Genomic DNA, 18,015 nt, shown 5'->3' with positions numbered 1-18,015 from the left:
GAGGGTGAGCGGGCGACCCCGGACGGGCGTGACCTATTGGCCATGGCGTGTGGAGGTCTTAAATGTCGTTCGTTTTCGCGATGCCGGAGTACCTGGGGACGGCTGCCACGGACTTAGCAAGTCTGGGCTCGTCGGTCAGCGCGGCCAACGCCGCAGCCACCGGCCCCACGGTGTCGATGCTGGCCGCGGGCGCAGACGAGATCTCCGCGGCGGTTGCCGCGCTGTTCAACGGACACGCCCAGGCATACCAAGCACTGAGCGTGCAGGCGGAGGCGTTTCATCAGCAGTTTGTGCAAACCTTGGCGGCGGGCGCCAGCCAGTACACGGCCGCTGAGGCCGCCGCGGTATCGCCGCTGGGGCCACTGCTCGACCTCATCAACGCACCCTTCATCGCGGCGCTCGGCCGCCCGCTGATCGGTAACGGCGCCAACGGAGCACCGGGAACCGGAAAAGACGGCGGTGCCGGTGGGATCCTATGGGGCAACGGAGGTAACGGCGGATCCGGCATCGGCGGCGGCGGTCAAAAAGGCGGTAACGGCGGGGCAGCCGGGCTGTTCGGCAACGGTGGCCGCGGCGGCGACGGCGGCGCCGGAGGAGCTGCAGCCAACGGCGGGGCCGGCGGTAACGGCGGGGCGGCCGGACTGCTTGCGGGCACGGCCGGGGCCGGCGGCAATGGCGGCTACGCCATAAATTTGGCCGGCGGGAAGGGCGGGGCCGGCGGTGCCGGCGGCGCCGGCGGGCTCTTCACCGCCGGCGGGGCCGGCGGCATGGGCGGCGCGTCCGTTTTCGCCACCGGCGGCGCCGCCGGCAACGGCGGCGCGGGCGGGGCCGGCGGACTGTTCAGCGCCGGTGGCGCGGGCGGTGCCGGCGGCGCCAGCCTCAACGGCAATGGCGGTAGCGGCGGGGCTGGCGGTGCCGGCGGACTGTTCGGCCCAGGCGGCGGCCACGGCGGGACCGGCGGCACCTCCCTTGCCGCAGCCGGCACGGGCGGCCAGGGTGGCGCCGGCGGGACCGGCGGGCTGTTCGGCTACGGCGCGGACGGCGGGGACGGCGGCGCCGGTAAGGTCGGTGGTGGCGGCGGCGTGGGCGGCGCGGGCGGCACGGTCTTCGGCGCGGGCGGGGCCGGGGGCGCAGGCGGCGACGCCACCGCCGCCGCCGGGCAAGCCGGGGCGGGCGGTAACGGCGGCAGTGCGGGCCTGTTGTGGGGCCCCGGTGGCACCGGCGGCAGCGGCGGGCACGGCATCGGTGGCAACTCGTCCGGCGGCGCCGGCGGCGGCGGCGGCGCAGGCGGCCTGATCGGCAATGGCGGCGCCGGCGGCTCCGGTGGGTCGGGTACGTCGAGCGGTGGCCAAGGCGGAGCAGGGGGCAATGCCGGTGCGCTCTACGGCTCCGGCGGGACCGGCGGCAACGGCGGAGCGGGCGTCAACGGCGGCGTCGACGGCGGCAACGGCGGGGCCGGCGGCAAAGCTGGGCTGGTCGGCGACGGCGGCAACGGCGGTAACGGCGGCGACGGGCTAGTCGGCAAGGGCGGCAACGGCGGTATCGGTGGCAACGCGTTCCTGTGGGGCCAGGGCGGTAACGGCGGCAACGCCGGACAAAGCGCTGCGGGCAATGGAACTGCCGGGACCGGTGGCACCGGCGGGCTGCTGCTGGGGCTGAACGGTCTAAACGGCCTGTAGCAGCCCTTGGCGAGCGCCTGCCTAGATAGCCCTTGGCAACCCGCCGAGTTCGTCGAATGCCTGCGCCCAGCTCAGCAACTGATCCGTCGCGCCAGCCAGCTCGTCGCGGTAGCGCTGCTGTGTCAGGTTGGCTGCACCCTCGCCGCTCACTGAAGAGACCAACTGCGCTGCAGCAGTGACCATTTCGTTGTACTGCCGAACGCCCGCACCGAGCTGCGCGGTGTAGGCGTTGATGGTCGGCACCAGGTACTGGCGCGACGCTTCGGCACTGTGGGCGGCCCGTTCCATCGACACCACCTCGGCAGCGGTCGCCGCCATCGCTGCCGAGGTCCGCTTGGCCGCGGCGGTCAGGTCGGTGATCTCGTCGGGCGGCAGTATCGCGCCCCGCTCGATTACGCCCAGCAGGGAGAAGAACCCCCGCTCGGAGGCACCCAGGGCATACATCGCGGGCCGGGCGGCCGAACCGGGTGGCGGTAACCGACGCGGCGCGGTCGGCCTTTGCGCCGGCAGCGGCTCCGCCTTCAGCCAGTGGTAGCGGAAGAACAGCAGGGTCGCCGGGATCACCATGACGACGGCGACAGCGCCGGTGATCTGCAGCAACAGCGCGAACCAGCCCCACGCCGCCAGCACCGCGGTCACCAGCGCCCAGAACACGACTCCGGCGGTGAAGATCCAGGCCCACCGCAATGCGCGCCGCCGTCGGCGCAACTGACGCGCTCGTGGATCGCTGGCGGCGCTGACTTTGCGGGCAACCAGGTCGGTCAGGTCGGCGGCCGCGTCGAATCCACGCTGCAGCAACCCGCGCCACAGGCCCCGCTGCTTCGACCTGGCCCCCATCGGCTCGTCCCTTACTGTCCGAACGGCTTATCGGGCACGGCCCGGCCGGGCTCGGCGGCCGGCGTCGCCGGGGTGACATTGGGTGCGGCCGCGCCGCCGGCCGGCAAGGCTTCGCCACGCATCGACGCGCGAATCTGCTCCAGGCGGGAGTGCCCGGCCATCTGCACCCCGGCCTGCTCCACCTCGAGCATGCGGCCCTGCACCGAACTCTGCGCCAGTTCGGCCGAGCCGATCGCGTTGGCGTACCGCCGTTCGATCTTGTCGCGCACCTCGTCGAGGCTGGGGGTATTGCCGGGGGCGGCAAGGTCGCTCATCGACCGCAGCGACGCGCTGACCTGCTCTTGCATCTTGGCCTGCTCGAGCTGGCTGAGCAGCTTGGTGCGTTCGGCGATCTTCTGCTGCAACACCATCGCATTGCGTTCGACGGCCTTCTTGGCCTGCCCCGCAGCCTGTAGCGCCTGGTCGTGCAGCGTCTTGAGGTCCTCGACACTCTGCTCGGCGGTCACCAGCTGGGCCGCGAATGCTTCGGCGGCGTTGTTGTATTCGGTGGCCTTCGCCGCGTCCCCGTTAGCCACAGCCTGATCCGCCAGGGTGAGCGCCTGACGCACGTTGACCTGCAGCTTCTCGATGTCCGCAAGCTGGCGGTTGAGCCGCATCTCTAGCTGTCGCTGGTTGCCGATCACCTGCGCCGCCTGCTGGGTCAGCGCCTGATGGGTGCGCTGCGCCTCCTCGATGGCCTGTTGGATCTGCACTTTCGGGTCGGCGTGCTCGTCAATCTTGGAGTTGAACAGCGCCATGAGGTACTTCCACGCTTTGACGAACGGATTGGCCATCAGTTAGCTCCGCCTTCGCTTCTTCTTGTGTGCCGGATGGGCCGCAACGCTTACCCTGCCGCTCAATTTAGTGGGTCAACTCTCGTCGCCCCACCCATGGTGCATATCTCGTGGACGCGGGTCTACCCGCGGTACTCACGCTACGGCCAGCGAGGCCACCGGAGGGATGACGACCTTGATGCTGGTGTCGATCGAGGCGGCGCGGCTGGCGCGTTCTTCCCGGGCCATCCGCTCGCCCGCATCAATGAGCACCTGTGACAACGGAACCCGCAGAGCGTCGCAGATCGCGGTGAGCAGCTCGCTGGACGGCTCCTTGCGTCCGCGCTCGATCTCCGACAAGTACCCGAGGCTCACCCGCGCCGAATCGGACACCTCGCGCAGCGTCCGGCCCTGCGATGTCCGGGCCCCCCGCAGCACGTCGCCAACCACCTCGCGCACTAGTGACGTCATCGTGCTCCCCTTCGTCCGGTCATCCCCAAGAAATTCATGGGACTTCAGGTGAACGCAGGCCGTGGCCGCAATGGTTCCCTAGGCGGCACGTTTGGTTCGGCAAATTTCTCTGACCGTCGACGCGACGTAGTCGATGCCGGTGACGACGGTCAGCACAATCGCCAGCCCCATCACCACCACGGCCGCGGTGTGCAACACCCCGGACAGTGGCAGGACGAACAATCCGATCGCCACCGCCTGCACCACGGTCTTGAGCTTGCCGCCCCAGCTCGCCGGAATCACGCCGCGGTGGATCACCGCCAGCCGTAAGACGGTGATCGCCACTTCGCGGGTCATGATCAGCACCGTCACCCACCACGGGAGATCTCCGAGCATGGACAACCCGATCAGCGCAGCTCCGATCAGCGTCTTGTCCGCGATCGGGTCTACGAATGCGCCGAATTCCGTCGCCATGCCGTAATTGCGGGCGAGCAGACCGTCAAACCGGTCGGTGATGCACGCCGCCGCGAAAATAGCCCATGCCACCACCCGCGCCCAGGAGTGGTGACCGTCACCGTAAAACAGCGCATACAGGAAGATCGGCACCAAAAGCAACCGCAGCAACGTGAGCACGTTCGCCAGATTGGCGATGCGGGCTTGACCCGCTACTTGACCCGCCTGCGGTTGCCCCGACACGGCCTCAGAATAACGGCTGGCCAGCTCATCTGGTCACTGATGTCGATACTGTTTCCCCGTGACCGAAAGTCGACTGGAGTACCGGCCGGTGGTTCGGCGAGCGCGCACGTCCGACGTCCCCGCGATCAAGCAACTCGTGGACACCTATGCCGGGAAGATTCTGCTGGAGAAGAACCTCGTCACCCTCTATGAGTCCATTCAGGAATTCTGGGTGGCCGAGGACCCGCAGATCCCCGGCAGAGTGGTCGGCTGCGGCGCACTGCACGTGTTGTGGTCGGATCTGGGCGAGATCCGCACGGTCGCCGTCCACCCCGAGCTCACCGGCCACGGGGTGGGCCACGCCATCGTCAACCGGCTGCTCGAGGTGGCCCGGGAGCTGGAGCTCGAGCGCCTGTTCGTGTTGACGTTCGAGACCGAATTCTTCGGTAGGCACGGATTCACCGAGATCGAAGGCACTCCGGTAACCGCCGAGGTGTTCGAGGAGATGTGCCGTTCCTACGACATCGGCGTCGCCGAATTCTTGGATCTGAGCTACGTCAAACCCAACATCCTGGGCAACTCCCGGATGCTGCTGGTCTTGTAGGGGCGGACGAGCCTGGGTCTAATTCTCGTCCGCCTCGCCGCCGTCGGCACCACTGCCGCCCCGGATCAACGCCAGCGTCCCGGCCAGTTCCTCGGGCTTGATCAACACCTCGCGAGCCTTGGAGCCCTCGCTGGGCCCGACAATGCCCCGGGTCTCCATCAGGTCCATCAACCGGCCGGCCTTGGCAAAGCCGACACGCAGCTTGCGCTGCAGCATCGAGGTCGAACCGAACTGGCTGGACACCACCAATTCGACGGCCTGCAGCAGCACGTCCATGTCGTCGCCGATATCGGGGTCGACGTCGGTGCGCTCACCGTTGGGCTTGGCGGCGGTGACGCCTTCGGTGTACTCCGGCTCCGCCTGGTCCTTACAGGCGGCGACGACGGCCTGGATCTCCTCGTCGGTGATGTAGGCACCCTGCAGCCGGATCGGCTTGCTCGCACCCATCGGCAGGAACAGACCGTCTCCCATGCCGATCAGCTTCTCCGCCCCGGCCTGGTCAAGGATGACGCGGCTGTCGGTCAGCGATGACGTCGCAAACGCCAACCGGGACGGCACGTTGGTCTTGATCAGGCCGGTCACCACGTCGACCGACGGGCGCTGGGTGGCCAGCACCAGATGGATACCGGCCGCGCGCGCCTTCTGGGTGATCCGCACGATGGCGTCCTCGACGTCACGAGGCGCCGTCATCATCAGGTCGGCAAGTTCGTCCACGATCGCCAGGACGTACGGGTAGGGCCGGTACACCCGCTGGCTGCCCAGTGGGGCGGTGATCTCACCGGAGCGCACCTTGGCATTGAAGTCGTCGATATGGCGCACCCGCGAGGCCTGCATGTCCTGGTAGCGCTGTTCCATCTCCTCGACAAGCCAGGTCAGCGCTGCCGCCGCCTTCTTCGGCTGGGTGATGATCGGGGTGATCAGGTGCGGAATGCCTTCATACGGCGTCAGTTCCACCATCTTGGGGTCGATCAGGATCATCCTGACCTCTTCCGGAGTGGCCCTGGTCAACAGCGACACCAGCATCGAGTTGACGAAGCTCGACTTGCCCGAGCCGGTGGAGCCGGCCACCAGCAGGTGCGGCATCTTGGCCAGGTTGGCCGAGATGAAGTCGCCCTCAATGTCCTTGCCCAGCCCGATCACCAGCGGGTGATGGTCCCGACGGGTCGACGGCGCGGTGAGCACGTCGGCCAGTCGCACCATCTCCCGGTCGGTGTTGGGCACCTCGATGCCGACGGCGGACTTTCCGGGGATCGGGGCCAGCATCCGCACGCTTTCGGTGGCCACCGCGTAGGCGATGTTCTTCTGCAGCGCGGTGATCTTCTCCACCTTGACGCCTGGCCCCAGCTCGACCTCGTAGCGGGTGACCGTGGGGCCGCGGGTGCAACCGGTGACCGCGGCGTCGACCTTGAACTGGGTCAGCACTTCGCCGATGGCACCCGCCATGTGCGTGTTCGCCGCGCTTCGCTTCTTGGGCGGATCGCCGGCCACAAGCAGGTCGAGCGACGGCAGCGTGTAGGGCCCCTCGACGACCCGGTCCAGCACCTGGGTGTCGTGCTTCTCAACCTTGTCGGCTTTGGTGGCCGCCCTGCGGCGGGTCTTGGGCTCCGGAATGGTCGGTGTCTCATCGGCAATGGGCTCGGCGGCTTCCGACGCCGACGGCCAGGGCTTCGGTTCGTCCTCGGGACGCAGCGGGGCCTCGTCGAAGTAGCCGTCCGAGAAATCCTCGGCCGGGGCTACTTCGACGGTGTCCGCGTCGTCACCGGCGAAGTCCTCGTACTCGTCGTCTTCGTACTCCCGTTCAAACAGTCTGGTGCCGAACATGTTTCGCAGCGCGTCCGGCACCTCCCGGATGGTGATGCCGGCCAGCAGCAACACGCCGAACAGCGCGCAGATGAACAGCAGCGGCGCCGCGATCCACGCGGTCAAGCCGTCCGAGAGGGGCCCACCGATCGCGAAGCCGATGAAACCCGCTGCCCGCTTGCGCAATTCGGGATCCTCGGGCGAACCGGCCCACAGATGGCGCAGGCCCAGAAACGACAGCGCGATCAAGCTGGAGCCGAGGATCAGCCGTGGCCTCGCGTCGGGGTTGGGCTCGGTGCGCATCAGCACTATCGCCGCGGCGGCGGCCACCAAGGGAAGCAGGACGACCGCCGCGCCGACGAACATCCGCAAGCCCGCGTCCACCCACGCTCCCACCGGCCGGGCGGCGTCGAACCATGAACTGGCAGCGACGATCACGGCCACACCCAGCAATGCCAACGCGATTCCGTCGCGGCGGTGTCCGGGTTCGATGTGGCGGGCCTGGCCGATCGACCGCGCGGCACTCCCGGTCCCTCTGGCGGCCATCATCCAGCCGGCCCGCGCCGCCCGACCGCAGGCACGTCCAGTCAACACCAGCAGCGACTGATTGCGCCGTTTGGCAGACCGGCTCACCCGCTTGACGGGCTTGCTCGGACGCTTCTTGGGCGCGCGGGGCGACGCGCTCGATCGCCCACCTGCGGCACCGGTCCGCGAAGTGGCCCCTGGCCTGCTCGTTCGTGTTCCGGAGCGGGCTGTGGTCTTACTGGCCATGCCCGCAAGCGTAGTCGCATCAACAACATCCGCACCACCCGCCACACTGGTAACGGTCGGTCAATCGGCGCGTGGTCATCTTGTTACTTCACGGGCCCGGAGCATGCATTGTGGTGGGGTGTCGAAAGGTGAGCACCTCGACGGCCGGATCGGCGAGGCGACCGTAGTCCGATCGGTGTTCGACGCGATGGACGTGATGGCGTGTTGCTGGCAGGGCCCCGAATTGCGTCTGGTCGCCGCGAACGCCGCGTTCCGCTACGTTGCCGGCAGGGATGACGTGATCGGCCGCACCGTTTCCGAGGTGTTCCCGGAACTCGACGGTCAGCTGATGAACCCGGTGATCGAACGGGTGTATTCCAGCGGCCGGACGGAGGTCGGCCAGGAGTGGCGCGTGCACTGGGAGCATCCGGCGTCCAACCGCGTCGAGGAGCGATGGCTGAGCTTCGTCGTCACCCCACATCCCGACAACCCGCAGTGGGTGCTCGCCTACGCAAACGACGTCACCGAACAGGTGATGCAGCGCGAAGTCGAGGGGCGGCGGGCGGCGGAAGCCCAACGCCGCTACGAGGCGACCCGTGATGTGGTCGCGGAACTGCAGCGGGCCCTGTTGCCGGTCGAGCTTCCGGTGGTCCCGCATCTCGACATCGCCGCCCGCTACCTCACCGCCTCGCGCGACCAGACAGCCGGCGGTGACTGGTTTGACGCGCTACCCCTCGACGATGGCCGAATGGCACTCGTGGTCGGCGACGTGGTCGGGCACGGGGTGGCAGCGTCGGCGGCGATGGGACAGCTGCGGGCGGCACTGGAGCTCGCGCTGACGACGGCCGGGGACCTGGGTTCGGCCATCGCGCGGGTCGACGCGTTCGCGGCGCAGAAGCGACCGTTGCGGGCTGCCACGGTAGGCATCGTCGTCATCGATCCACGCACAGCGGATATGGAGTACTGCCTGTGCGGGCACCCACCGCCGGTCGTGGTCTGCGCCGACGGCACCACTCGGTTCCTGCACCAAAGTGGAAGTGCTCCACTGGGAGTCGGACATCACCACGGTGTCATGCACAGACCGCTGGTTGCCGGCGACGTGGTCCTGCTGTACTCCGACGGACTCATCGAGCGTCCCGGCAGAACCATGGCCGAAGGCTACGCCGAGGTGGCGCAAGTTGCGGCCGATGCGGTCGCCAACCGGGTGTTGCCCACCGGCGCGGCGAGTTCACCGGCGGCTCGCGCGTGTCAGTTGACCGTCGAATTGCTCACTCGCACTGGGTATGACGACGATGTGACGACGCTCGCGGTACAACTCGTCGCCGCACCCCCACCCGAGCTGAGCGTGTCGACGATCGCAGACGACAAGGGCGTCACCGAAGCGATCCACGGGATCCGCGGGTGGCTGGCCGACATCGACATCAGCGACGAGGCCACGCTCGCGGTAGAGCTGGCCGTCAACGAAGCGATCGCCAACGTCGCTCTGCACGCGTATGCCGACTGCGCACCCGGACCGTTGCGCATGACGGGAAAGCTGCAGCCCGCCGGGGTGGCCGAAGTGAGCATCGGCGACGACGGGCAGTGGCGGACTCCTGGAATCGGTGAGATCGGCCACGGACGCGGCCTGGCAATGATGGAACGGCTTCTCGATAAGGTCACGATTGATCATGACGGCGTCCCCCGGCCGACCGGCAAGGGTACCGTCGTGACATTGCGGCACAAGGTTTCTCGTCCTGCACTGGTTGCTTCCACCAGTCCCGGAAGCAGCTCGTTGCCGGTCGCGGCGCACTCCTACCGCGCCGAGTGCTACGACGAACCCGGCCGAGCCACTCTCACGGTGACGGGGGCGGTGGATGCCCTGACTGCCGACCAGTTCACCGCTGACCTCTCGGACGCCGCACAGGGCGGCACCGTCGGCCTGACCGTGCTCTTGGACGACGTCACGCTGCTGACGAGCAGAGGCGTGCGGGCGCTGTATATGATCCGCGACCAGCTGGCTGCCCATCAGCAGCCGCTCACACTGGTGGCGGCCTCGGGCAGTCCGGCGGCGGTGGTGCTCGATCTGGTGGGACTGGGCCGCACCACTGATCAGCAGTGAGGCGACAGCTCAAACCGGGGTGTGAGTAGGGTGACCCACAGTGCTCAAATCCCGCCCGTCAGAGTTGCCAGGAGGCCCCAGCATGCCCGTAGTCGTCGTCGCCACGCTGACCGTGAAGCCCGAATCGGTGGACACCGTGCGCGACATCCTCACCACTGCCGTCGAAGAGGTGCACGGCGAGCCCGGCTGCCAGCTGTATTCGCTGCACCAGTCCGGCGAGACTTTTGTCTTCGTTGAGCAATGGGCCGACGAAGAGGCGCTCAAGACCCACAGCACCGCGCCGGCGGTCGGCAAGATGTTCGGCGCCGTCGGCGAGCATCTGGCCGGGGCGCCCGACATCAAGATGCTGGCCCCGGTTCCCGCCGGCGACGCCGATAAAGGGCAAATCCGCGCCTGATGACCCGGCCGCTGGAAGGCAAGACGGTCTTCATCACCGGTGCCGCGCGTGGTCAAGGGCGCGCCTATGCCGTACGGCTGGCCGCCGACGGCGCGAATGTGATTGCCGTCGACCTGTGCGGACGGATCGACAGCGTCCCGTACCCGCTGGGCACCGCTGAAGACCTGGCGCAGACGGTCAAACTCGTGCACGACGCCGGCGGGCGGATCGTGGCCCGGCAGGGCGATGTCCGGGACCGCGATTCGCTGTCGACCGCTTTGCAGGCCGGCCTCGACGAATTCGGCCGGCTGGACATCGTGATCGCCAACGCCGGCATCGCCCCCATGCAGTCGGCCGACGCCTGGGGCGACGTCATCGACGTCAACCTCACCGGCGCCTACCACACGGTCGACGTCGCGACGCCGACCATGATCGAGCAGGGTGAGGGCGGTTCGATCGTGCTGATCAGTTCGGCTGCGGGGCTGGCCGGAGTCGGCAGTGCCGACGCCGGATCGATCGGCTACACCGCCGCCAAGCACGGGCTGGTCGGGCTGATGCGCCTCTACGCCAATTTGCTTGCACCGCATAATATCCGGGTGAACTCGGTACATCCTTCGGGCGTCGACACGCCAATGATCAACAACGAGTTCATCCGCCGGTGGCTGGCCGATCTGGTCGGCAAGTCCGGCCGGGCGCCCGGCATGAGCAACGCGCTGCCGGTGCAGATCCTGCAAGCCGAGGACATCGCCAACGCCGTGGCGTGGCTGGTGTCCGATCAGGCCCGCTACATCACCGGCGTCACGCTGCCGGTCGACGCGGGCTCGGTGAACAAGCGGTAGCCCATGGCCCGGAATTCCGCTGCCCGCACCGCCTTCGGACCGATGCTGCTGTCCGCGATCGAGCAGCACGAACCGCCGGCGCGCCGACTGGTGGACGACGACCTCGCCGAGCTTTTCCTGCCGGCGCCGCTGCGCTGGCTGGTCCACGCCACTGCCCCGGCAATTTTTCGGCGGGCGTTCATCGCCGCGTCCGAGCGAACTGGGCCGGGCTTGTGGGCGAATCTGGTTTGCCGCAAACGCTTTATCGGCGACAAGCTCGCCGCAGCCCTTGACGACATCGACGCGATGGTGATTCTGGGCGCGGGCCTGGACACCCGCGCCTACCGATTGACCCGCCAGATCCGCAGACCAGTCTTCGAGGTGGACCTACCGGTCAACATCGCCCGCAAGGCCAGGACGGTGCGCAGAGTGCTGGGCGAGCTTCCGCTCTCGGTTCGTCTGGTGGCGGTGGACTTCGAGCGCGACGACCTGTTGACCGCGCTGGCCGAGCACGGATACCGCACCGATTACCGGGTGTTCTTCATCTGGGAAGGTGTCACGCAGTACCTCACCGAGGACGCAGTGCGTGCCACGCTGGAGGGGCTGCGACCGACGGCAACCGGCAGCCGCATGGCGTTCAGCTACGTCCGGCGCGATTTCATCGATGGCACCGACAGGTACGGCTCCCCCACGTTGTACCGCTCGGTGCGCAAGCGACGTCAGTTGTGGCACTTCGGCATTGCCCCCGAAGAGGTATCGGTCTTCCTCGAAGAGTACGGGTGGCGGCTGGTGGAGCAGGTGGGTCCCGACGAACTCGTCGAGCGTTACGTCAAGCCAACCGGCCGCACCCTTCCTGCGTCGCAGATCGAATGGTCGGCGTACGCCGAGAAGATCTAGCGAGTGGACCGTGTTGCCGCCGAGTGTGAAATACCCACCGCCGCAACGGCGTGTCGCGTCGTGAGGTGGTTCACCCTGGCGGAGGGGTTCAGACCTCGAGAACAGTCGGCACGATCATCGGTTGGCGCCGATAGGTCTCGCCCACCCATTTGCCGACGGTGCGACGCACGCCCTGGGCGATCCGGATCGGATCGGTGACATTGTTGGCGGCCAACTGTTCCAGTTCCGCCTCGACCTTGCGCACCACGGGTTCCAGTGCCTTCGGGTCCTCCGAGAAGCCGCGGGAATGCAGGTGCGGCGTCACCACCGGCTTACCGGTACCCCGTTGCACCACCACGGTCACCGCGACGAAGCCCGAGGACAGGATGAGCCGCTCGCCCAGGGTGATTTCGCCGACGTCGCCGGTGATCAACCCGTCGACGAACATCTTGCCGACCGGCACCGCGCCGGCGATGCTGGCCTTGCCGGCGACCAAATCGACGCTGACGCCGTTCTCCGCCACCAGGATCGACTCTTCCGGCACGCCGGTGCTGGCGGCCAGCTTCGCGTTGGCCCGCAGGTGCCGCCAGGTACCGTGCACCGGCATCACGTGGCGCGGCCGCACCCCGTTGTACAGGAAGAGCAACTCACCGGCGTAAGCGTGTCCCGAAACATGCACCCGCGCTTGGGCGTTGGTGACGACCCGGGCTCCGATCTTGGCCAGTGCGTCGATGACGCCGTAGACCGCCTCCTCGTTGCCCGGGATCAGCGACGACGACAGCACGATGAGGTCACCGGCGGTCAGCGTGATGCTGCGGTGCTCGCCACGTGACATCCTAGACAACGCCGCCATCGGTTCGCCCTGAGTCCCGGTGGTGACCAATACAACTCGGTCGGCCGGCATCTCCTCGGCCGCCGCGATGTCGATCAGGTCCGAATCGGCCACCCGCAGGAAGCCCAATTCTCGGGCGATGCCCATGTTGCGCACCATCGACCGCCCGACGAAGGACACCCGCCGGCCCAACGCGACTGCGGCGTCGATGATCTGCTGTACGCGGTCGACATTGGAGGCGAAGCAGGCCACGATGACCCGCCCATCGGCGCCACGGATCAACCGATGCAGGGTCGGGCCGATTTCGCTCTCCGACGGACCGACCCCGGGGTGCTCGGCGTTGGTGGAGTCACACAGAAACAGATCCACACCGGCGTCGCCCAGCCGCGACATGCCGGGCAGGTCGGTGGGACGGCCGTCGAGCGGCAACTGGTCGAGTTTGATGTCGCCGGTGTGCAGGACGGTGCCGGCGCCGGTGTAGACGGCGATGGCCAACGCGTCAGGGATGGAGTGGTTGACAGCGAAATACTCGCACTCGAATACCCCGTGCCGACTGCTCTGGCCCTCCTTGACCTCGACGAACACCGGCTTGATCCGGTGCTCCCGGCACTTGGCGGCGACCAGGGCGAGGGTGAATTTGGAGCCGACGACCGGGATGTCGGGCCGCAACCGCAACAGGAACGGGATCGCGCCGATGTGGTCCTCGTGGGCGTGGGTGAGCACCAGCGCCTCGATGTCGTCCAACCGGTCCTCGATATGACGCAGATCGGGCAAAATCAGGTCGACACCGGGTTCGTCGTGGGTGGGAAACATCACGCCGCAGTCGATGATCAGCAGCCGGCCCAGATGCTCGAAAACCGTCATGTTGCGGCCGATTTCGCTGATCCCGCCGAGCGCGGTGACCCGCAGCCCGCCCGCGGTCAGCGGACCGGGCGGGGCGAGCTCCTCGTTCAACGTCACATCACCGAAGAACGGAGGCCGCGCGCATGTCGGCGGCCAGTGCGTCGAGTTGCTCCGGTGTGGCCGGAACCTGCGGCAACCGCGGGTCGCCCGCGTCGATGCCCTGCAGCCGCAGACCGGCCTTGGACAACGTGACCCCACCCAGGCGGCTCATCGCGTTGCACAGTGGCCCCACCGAGTGGTTGATCTTGCGGGCGGTCGCCACATCGCCGGAATTGAAAGCGGACAACAGCTCGCGCAGCTGCCCCGCCGCCAGGTGGGAGATCACGCTGATGAACCCGGTGGCGCCCATGGCGAGCCAGGGCAGGTTCAGTGCGTCGTCGCCGGAGTAGTAGGCCAGACCGGTTTCGGCAATGATCTGCCCCGCGCCGTGCAAATCGGCTTTCGCGTCCTTGACCCCGACGATGTTGGGATGTGCCGCCAGCGCGCGCAGGGTGTCGAATTCGATCGGCACCACCGACCGTGGCGGGATGTCGTAGAGCAGCACGGGCAGTTCGGTCGCATCGGCGACCGCGGTGAAGTGCGCCACCAGCCCGCGTTGCGGCGGCCGCGAGTAGTACGGGGTCACGACCAGCAGTCCATGGGCACCCTCGGCGGCGGCGGTCTTGGCCAACTTGATGCTGTGCGCGGTGTCGTAGGTGCCGGCGCCGGCGATGATCCGCGCCCGGTCCCCCACCGCCTCGAGGACGACCCGAAGCAGCTCGCGCTTCTCGTCGTCGCTGGTGGTCGGCGACTCCCCGGTGGTTCCCGAGACCACCAGACCGTCGCACCCCTGGTCCACCAGATGGGTGGCCACCCGGGCCGCGGCCGCGCCGTCCACGGCGCCGTCGGCGTCAAAGGGTGTCACCATCGCGGTCAGGAGGGTGCCCAGCCGCGCTGGGGCATCGAATCCGACGGTGCTCACGGTTCCCAAGGTTACCTGGCTGCGGCAAGCCTTCCAGCACCGCCGCGCAGCTCAGGCCTCCGTAGCCAGCGGGCTGGTCGCCACCTCGCTGCCGTCGGCCAACGTCGACACTTCGAAGTCGGCGAACACCGCGGGGGCGACGTCGACGAGCTGGCGCAGGCAGGCGATGGCCAGCCGCCGGATTTCGATGTCGGCGTGTTCGCTGGCCCGCATGGCGATGAAGTGCCGCCACGCCCGGTAGTTTCCGGTGACGACGATGCGGGTTTCGGTGGCATTGGGCAGCACCGCGCGGGCCGCCTGGCGGGCCTGCTTGCGACGGAGGACGGCGTTGGGTTGCTCGGCGAACTTCGCTTCCAGCTTGCCCAGCAGCTCGATGTAGGTGGCGCGGCTGGCATCCGCGGCGGCGGTCAGGATCTCGCGCAGCTCGGTGTCGTCCTCCATTCCCGGTGGCAGTACCACCTGGGAATCGTGCTCCGGCACGTAGCGCTGTGAGAGCTGCGAGTAGGAGAAATGGCGGTGCCGAATGAGCTCGTGTGTGCACGACCGAGAGATGCCGGTGATGTAGAACGACACGCTGGCGTGCTCGAGCACGGAGAAATGCCCGACGTCGATGATGTGCCCGATGTAGCCGGCGTTGGTCGCGGTGCGCGGATTGGGCTTGGACCAGCTCTGGTAGCAGGCCCGGCCGGCGAACTCGACCAGCGCGGAACCCCCCTCGGCGTCGGTGCTCCAGGGCACATCCGGGGGCGCCAGGAAGTCGGTCTTGGCGATCAGTTGCACGCGTAGCGGCGCAGTCTCGGCCACGGGGCACACCTTAACCGGTTGGCGAGCGAGACGCGCGGCGGTGCCGCCCCGCTGGCAACGTCGTCGCACGATCGGACCCTGCGGCCGCAATTTCCGGGTGGAGCAGTCAGGAGCCGCCAACGCCGGCGCAGGTGCAGGTATGACCAACGGCGAGCCGGGTTTTGAGCGGCGATGGTGAACCGAAGCAAGATCGATTCGGCGCGAACGGAAGTCGTGCTTACGGCGATCGACTGGTGGAGGACAACCGCAACCGAATTGAAAGAATCTGCCGACGTTTACGTACGTACGGTGGAACGCCCGGGTGGACAACCCTGGACGGGACAGACCGCTGAGGCTGCAGTCGTCCTGGCCTAGGAGGATCGTAAGGAAATCATTCGAGGTGCCGATGCAATCACAAGGACGGCGGACAGAGCTTAGCAAGGCTTGACCGAGTCCGTGATGCCCAAACTGACGAATGTGCGAGCCATGATCGACAACGTAGAACGTCAAGTTTTTCTGGTGAACAACGACTTATCGGTGTCATGGACTTGTCCAGCCGCAATGAGCGATGCGGCCGCGGAAAAGTACCAGGAGGCCACTCTCGGGTTTACCCGGCAGATCAGAAACGCCGCACCGGAATGGTGGGCCGCCGAACTGCAGGTCTCCAACCGAATGAACTGCGACGCCGATACACTAGGCTGCCCCACATTCAAAGAAGGCACTCGGACCTCGAAACCGAAATGTCTTATCGTGGACTGGACTTGGAAACAGGACCCCACGCCTTCCCCTCAACCGCCGATAACTCGTCAGCAAGCGACCGCTGGATTGCAAGATGTCGATCGACGCATTTGGGAGCATAACCATATCGAGAAACCTTGAATCGAGTCGCTGCCCTCGGATGACCCACGAAGAACCGACTTTCACACCGACACGGAATTGCTGAATTGCATCACTGCCACCAGTTCCCGGGCCATCTGCGCCAGCACCTCCTCGCCCTGCAGCTCAATTGCCGATTCGTTGTCTGCGACAGCGTCGTAGAACGCGAGCTGGTCCTGCGACAGCGGCGGCGTGCACTTACTGCCTCGATCACCCTCGGCAGCAACCTCTTTGGCCATCGCGATGAGTTCGGCGATCACCTCGGCCGAGGTGAGCTGCTGATTGGTGTACTTGCGCATCAACTCCGAAACCCGCTCAGAAAAGCCGCGCTGACGCACCAGATTGTTCTTGGTCGCTGCGCCCATCCCTTTGCTGAGCAGCGCGCGTAGCGCCTCGACGGCCAGGTGTGGGTTTTCCGACTCGTTGGGCCCGATTTCGAATTCCGGGGTGTCCCGCGGCTGAAGATTGTTTACGGGCGCGGGTCCCAGGATTTCGTCGGCGGTCTTGGTCCACGTGAACGAGTGGCAGCGTTGGTTCCAGCCGTCAATGAATGCGCTGATGGCCCTTATGAGTTCTTTGACGCCGGTGAAGGAACCGCGCCGGATCGCCTGGCGGGTGATGATCGAGAAGAACACCTCGGCCAGAACTCGGCCAGGAACCCGACGTCGGGGTGAAATGCAGTGTCACGCGCGGATTCTTGACCAGCCACGCGTTGATGTCGTCCTGTTTGTGGGCATGATAGTTGTCGCAGACCACCTGCAGTTTGCGGCGGGGCTAGGCCCGAGCGACGGTCTTGAGGAAGTCGACGAATTCGGTCCTGCCGTGACGCTCATAGCAGCGGTCGGTGGTTTTTCCGGTCGCGATCCCGAGGGCGGCGAACAACGTCGCGGTGCTTGCGCCGGTAGTCATGGGTCGCGTTCTCCGGCAGTCCGGGACGCAGCGGCAGAATCGGCTGGGTCCGGTGCTGCCTGAATCGGGGACCTTTCGTCCACACCCAACACAATCGCCGGCCGGCGGATTCAGATACAGCGCAATGGCGTCGCGCACCTCGGCTGCCAACTCGGGGTCGGTGGAGAACTTGAGCGTCTCACGGCGCCACGGCTTGACCCCTTAGCGCCGCCACACCCTGGCTACCGTGGCATCCCCGATGTTGAGGTGGCGAACCAGCAGGCGACTCGACCAGTGTGTGACCGCCAACGACTCCGGTGGCGGGTCCAACGTGGCGGCGAGGATCGCGGCGTGATCGACGGTCTCGGGTCACCCACTGCGCTCCCCATCATCGAGGCCACTGATCCCGTTGGCGGCGAACCGATCCCGCCACTTGATCACCGTAGGACGCGACACCCCAACTAGGCGAGCCGCGCGGAGGTCCCCGCAGCATCGGCGACTGCCAGAACGATATGGGCCCGCTCGACATATCCAGCAGGCGCAGCCGAGGACCGCGTCCAGGACTCCAACGTCGCACGATCTTCGGAACTGATCACCAGCGCAGATCACGGCACACCATCATTCCCCACCGTGACTGATTATTGACGCACGACACTAGTTGATGTCCGACAATCCCGGTCCAGGAGAACTCGGCCACGAATACCTGTCGAGAGAACGTACAACGCGATCGTCAGCACCCGAAACGGCTCGGGCGCAGGCAATGTCGTGCCCGGCAACCGAAACGGTGAACACCGGAGCCCCGATACGGCAAACACGGCCACCACCTCGGCGACATTCGGCGCGCAACCCGCCGAACCCTGCCTGCCGGCTATCGGTACGCGCGGTCGGGCAACCTGACCGACTCACAGCCGAACTTGCACCAACCCGCACGCGTCCCTCCGGAAACGTTGCAGTACAACCACACAAGCATCGACTTCGACTCCGACTCGCCAGGCCC

The 18,015-nt window shown here is 67.1% G+C and carries 15 protein-coding genes and 2 pseudogenes; 7 read left to right on the top strand and 10 right to left on the bottom strand.

Annotation, left to right across the window (positions count from 1 at the left end):
* Positions 1-62: 62 nt before the first annotated feature.
* A complete protein-coding gene (locus JX552_RS11290; protein ID WP_205877502.1) occupies positions 63-1,679 on the top strand; it encodes a PE family protein in 1,617 nt (538 codons plus the stop codon).
* Between the two features lie 21 nt (positions 1,680-1,700).
* On the opposite strand, the gene pspM is transcribed toward JX552_RS11290, so the two are convergent.
* From pspM to pgsA, 4 genes are all read right to left on the bottom strand, one after another.
* Complete coding sequence (gene pspM, locus JX552_RS11285; RefSeq protein WP_205877501.1) at positions 1,701-2,516, bottom strand: phage shock envelope stress response protein PspM; 816 nt, start codon at positions 2,514-2,516, stop codon at positions 1,701-1,703.
* Between the two features lie 11 nt (positions 2,517-2,527).
* Complete coding sequence (gene pspA / locus JX552_RS11280) at positions 2,528-3,349, bottom strand: phage shock protein PspA (protein WP_205877500.1); 822 nt, start codon at positions 3,347-3,349, stop codon at positions 2,528-2,530.
* Between the two features lie 135 nt (positions 3,350-3,484).
* Positions 3,485-3,799 carry a transcriptional regulator ClgR gene (gene clgR, locus JX552_RS11275; protein ID WP_205877499.1) on the bottom strand — a complete coding sequence of 105 codons (315 nt, stop codon included), beginning with the start codon at positions 3,797-3,799 and terminating at the stop codon, positions 3,485-3,487.
* 78 nt (positions 3,800-3,877) lie between these two features.
* Positions 3,878-4,474, bottom strand: a complete 597-nt coding sequence (gene pgsA / locus JX552_RS11270; RefSeq protein WP_205877498.1) for a CDP-diacylglycerol--glycerol-3-phosphate 3-phosphatidyltransferase — start codon at positions 4,472-4,474, stop codon at positions 3,878-3,880.
* Positions 4,475-4,532: 58 nt separating this feature from the next.
* Between pgsA and JX552_RS11265 the strand changes: the two genes are divergently transcribed.
* Positions 4,533-5,057, top strand: coding sequence for an amino-acid N-acetyltransferase (locus tag JX552_RS11265; RefSeq protein WP_205877497.1), 525 nt, complete (start codon positions 4,533-4,535; stop codon positions 5,055-5,057).
* 18 nt (positions 5,058-5,075) lie between these two features.
* Here JX552_RS11265 and JX552_RS11260 read toward each other — a convergent pair whose 3' ends face one another.
* Complete coding sequence (locus JX552_RS11260) at positions 5,076-7,628, bottom strand: DNA translocase FtsK (protein WP_205877496.1); 2,553 nt, start codon at positions 7,626-7,628, stop codon at positions 5,076-5,078.
* A 118-nt stretch (positions 7,629-7,746) separates the two neighbouring features.
* Between JX552_RS11260 and JX552_RS11255 the strand changes: the two genes are divergently transcribed.
* From JX552_RS11255 to JX552_RS11240, 4 genes are all read left to right on the top strand, one after another.
* Positions 7,747-9,705, top strand: a complete 1,959-nt coding sequence (locus JX552_RS11255) for a SpoIIE family protein phosphatase (protein WP_205877495.1) — start codon at positions 7,747-7,749, stop codon at positions 9,703-9,705.
* Between the two features lie 82 nt (positions 9,706-9,787).
* Positions 9,788-10,102 carry a putative quinol monooxygenase gene (locus JX552_RS11250; protein WP_205877494.1) on the top strand — a complete coding sequence of 105 codons (315 nt, stop codon included), beginning with the start codon at positions 9,788-9,790 and terminating at the stop codon, positions 10,100-10,102.
* Entirely contained in the window at positions 10,099-10,920 is an 822-nt protein-coding gene (locus tag JX552_RS11245; RefSeq protein WP_205878373.1) for a mycofactocin-coupled SDR family oxidoreductase, read from the top strand. The genes JX552_RS11250 and JX552_RS11245 overlap by 4 nt, the downstream gene beginning before the upstream one ends.
* A 3-nt stretch (positions 10,921-10,923) precedes the next feature.
* The gene (locus JX552_RS11240) at positions 10,924-11,796 is read left to right on the top strand and encodes an SAM-dependent methyltransferase (RefSeq protein WP_205877493.1); all 873 of its coding nucleotides are present in this window, start codon (positions 10,924-10,926) and stop codon (positions 11,794-11,796) included.
* Between the two features lie 88 nt (positions 11,797-11,884).
* Here the strand turns inward: JX552_RS11240 and JX552_RS11235 are convergent, their stop codons facing one another.
* From JX552_RS11235 to thyX, 3 genes are read right to left on the bottom strand one after another with little or no spacing between them, the layout of a single operon-like run.
* Positions 11,885-13,561 carry a ribonuclease J gene (locus JX552_RS11235; protein WP_205878372.1) on the bottom strand — a complete coding sequence of 559 codons (1,677 nt, stop codon included), beginning with the start codon at positions 13,559-13,561 and terminating at the stop codon, positions 11,885-11,887.
* 7 nt (positions 13,562-13,568) lie between these two features.
* Positions 13,569-14,471 carry a 4-hydroxy-tetrahydrodipicolinate synthase gene (gene dapA / locus JX552_RS11230; protein WP_205877492.1) on the bottom strand — a complete coding sequence of 301 codons (903 nt, stop codon included), beginning with the start codon at positions 14,469-14,471 and terminating at the stop codon, positions 13,569-13,571.
* A 51-nt stretch (positions 14,472-14,522) separates the two neighbouring features.
* Complete coding sequence (gene thyX, locus JX552_RS11225) at positions 14,523-15,275, bottom strand: FAD-dependent thymidylate synthase (RefSeq protein ID WP_205877491.1); 753 nt, start codon at positions 15,273-15,275, stop codon at positions 14,523-14,525.
* 465 nt (positions 15,276-15,740) lie between these two features.
* On the opposite strand from thyX, the gene JX552_RS11220 reads away from it, so the two are divergent.
* Positions 15,741-16,133: a hypothetical protein gene (locus tag JX552_RS11220; protein ID WP_205877490.1), complete on the top strand. Its 393-nt coding sequence runs from the start codon at positions 15,741-15,743 to the stop codon at positions 16,131-16,133.
* Positions 16,134-16,198: 65 nt separating this feature from the next.
* Here the strand turns inward: JX552_RS11220 and JX552_RS32245 are convergent.
* Both JX552_RS32245 and JX552_RS11215 read right to left on the bottom strand, forming a co-directional pair.
* Positions 16,199-16,579 (bottom strand): annotated as a pseudogene (locus JX552_RS32245) (type I restriction enzyme endonuclease domain-containing protein); the annotation flags it as partial.
* Positions 16,578-17,617 (bottom strand): annotated as a pseudogene (locus tag JX552_RS11215) (IS630 family transposase); the annotation flags it as partial. The pseudogenes JX552_RS32245 and JX552_RS11215, both read right to left, overlap by 2 nt.
* Positions 17,618-18,015: the final 398 nt, after the last annotated feature.

This window comes from Mycobacterium gordonae, assembly GCF_017086405.1.
In the GTDB taxonomy this organism is placed as follows: Bacteria; Actinomycetota; Actinomycetes; order Mycobacteriales; family Mycobacteriaceae; genus Mycobacterium; species Mycobacterium gordonae_D.
The sequence above is the reverse complement of the archived record's forward strand: the minus strand, read 5'-3'. Positions and strand labels throughout refer to the sequence as shown.

Excerpts from the sequence above, each read along its gene's own strand:
- JX552_RS11290 (WP_205877502.1), top strand. The coding sequence starts at position 63 with ATGTCGTTCGTTTTCGCGATGCCGGAGTACCTGGGGACGGCTGCCACG.
- pspM (WP_205877501.1), bottom strand. The coding sequence starts at position 2,516 with ATGGGGGCCAGGTCGAAGCAGCGGGGCCTGTGGCGCGGGTTGCTGCAG.
- pspA (WP_205877500.1), bottom strand. The coding sequence starts at position 3,349 with ATGGCCAATCCGTTCGTCAAAGCGTGGAAGTACCTCATGGCGCTGTTC.
- clgR (WP_205877499.1), bottom strand. The coding sequence starts at position 3,799 with ATGACGTCACTAGTGCGCGAGGTGGTTGGCGACGTGCTGCGGGGGGCC.
- JX552_RS11260 (WP_205877496.1), bottom strand. The coding sequence starts at position 7,628 with ATGGCCAGTAAGACCACAGCCCGCTCCGGAACACGAACGAGCAGGCCA.
- JX552_RS11250 (WP_205877494.1), top strand. The coding sequence starts at position 9,788 with ATGCCCGTAGTCGTCGTCGCCACGCTGACCGTGAAGCCCGAATCGGTG.
- JX552_RS11240 (WP_205877493.1), top strand. The coding sequence starts at position 10,924 with ATGGCCCGGAATTCCGCTGCCCGCACCGCCTTCGGACCGATGCTGCTG.
- JX552_RS11220 (WP_205877490.1), top strand. The coding sequence starts at position 15,741 with ATGATCGACAACGTAGAACGTCAAGTTTTTCTGGTGAACAACGACTTA.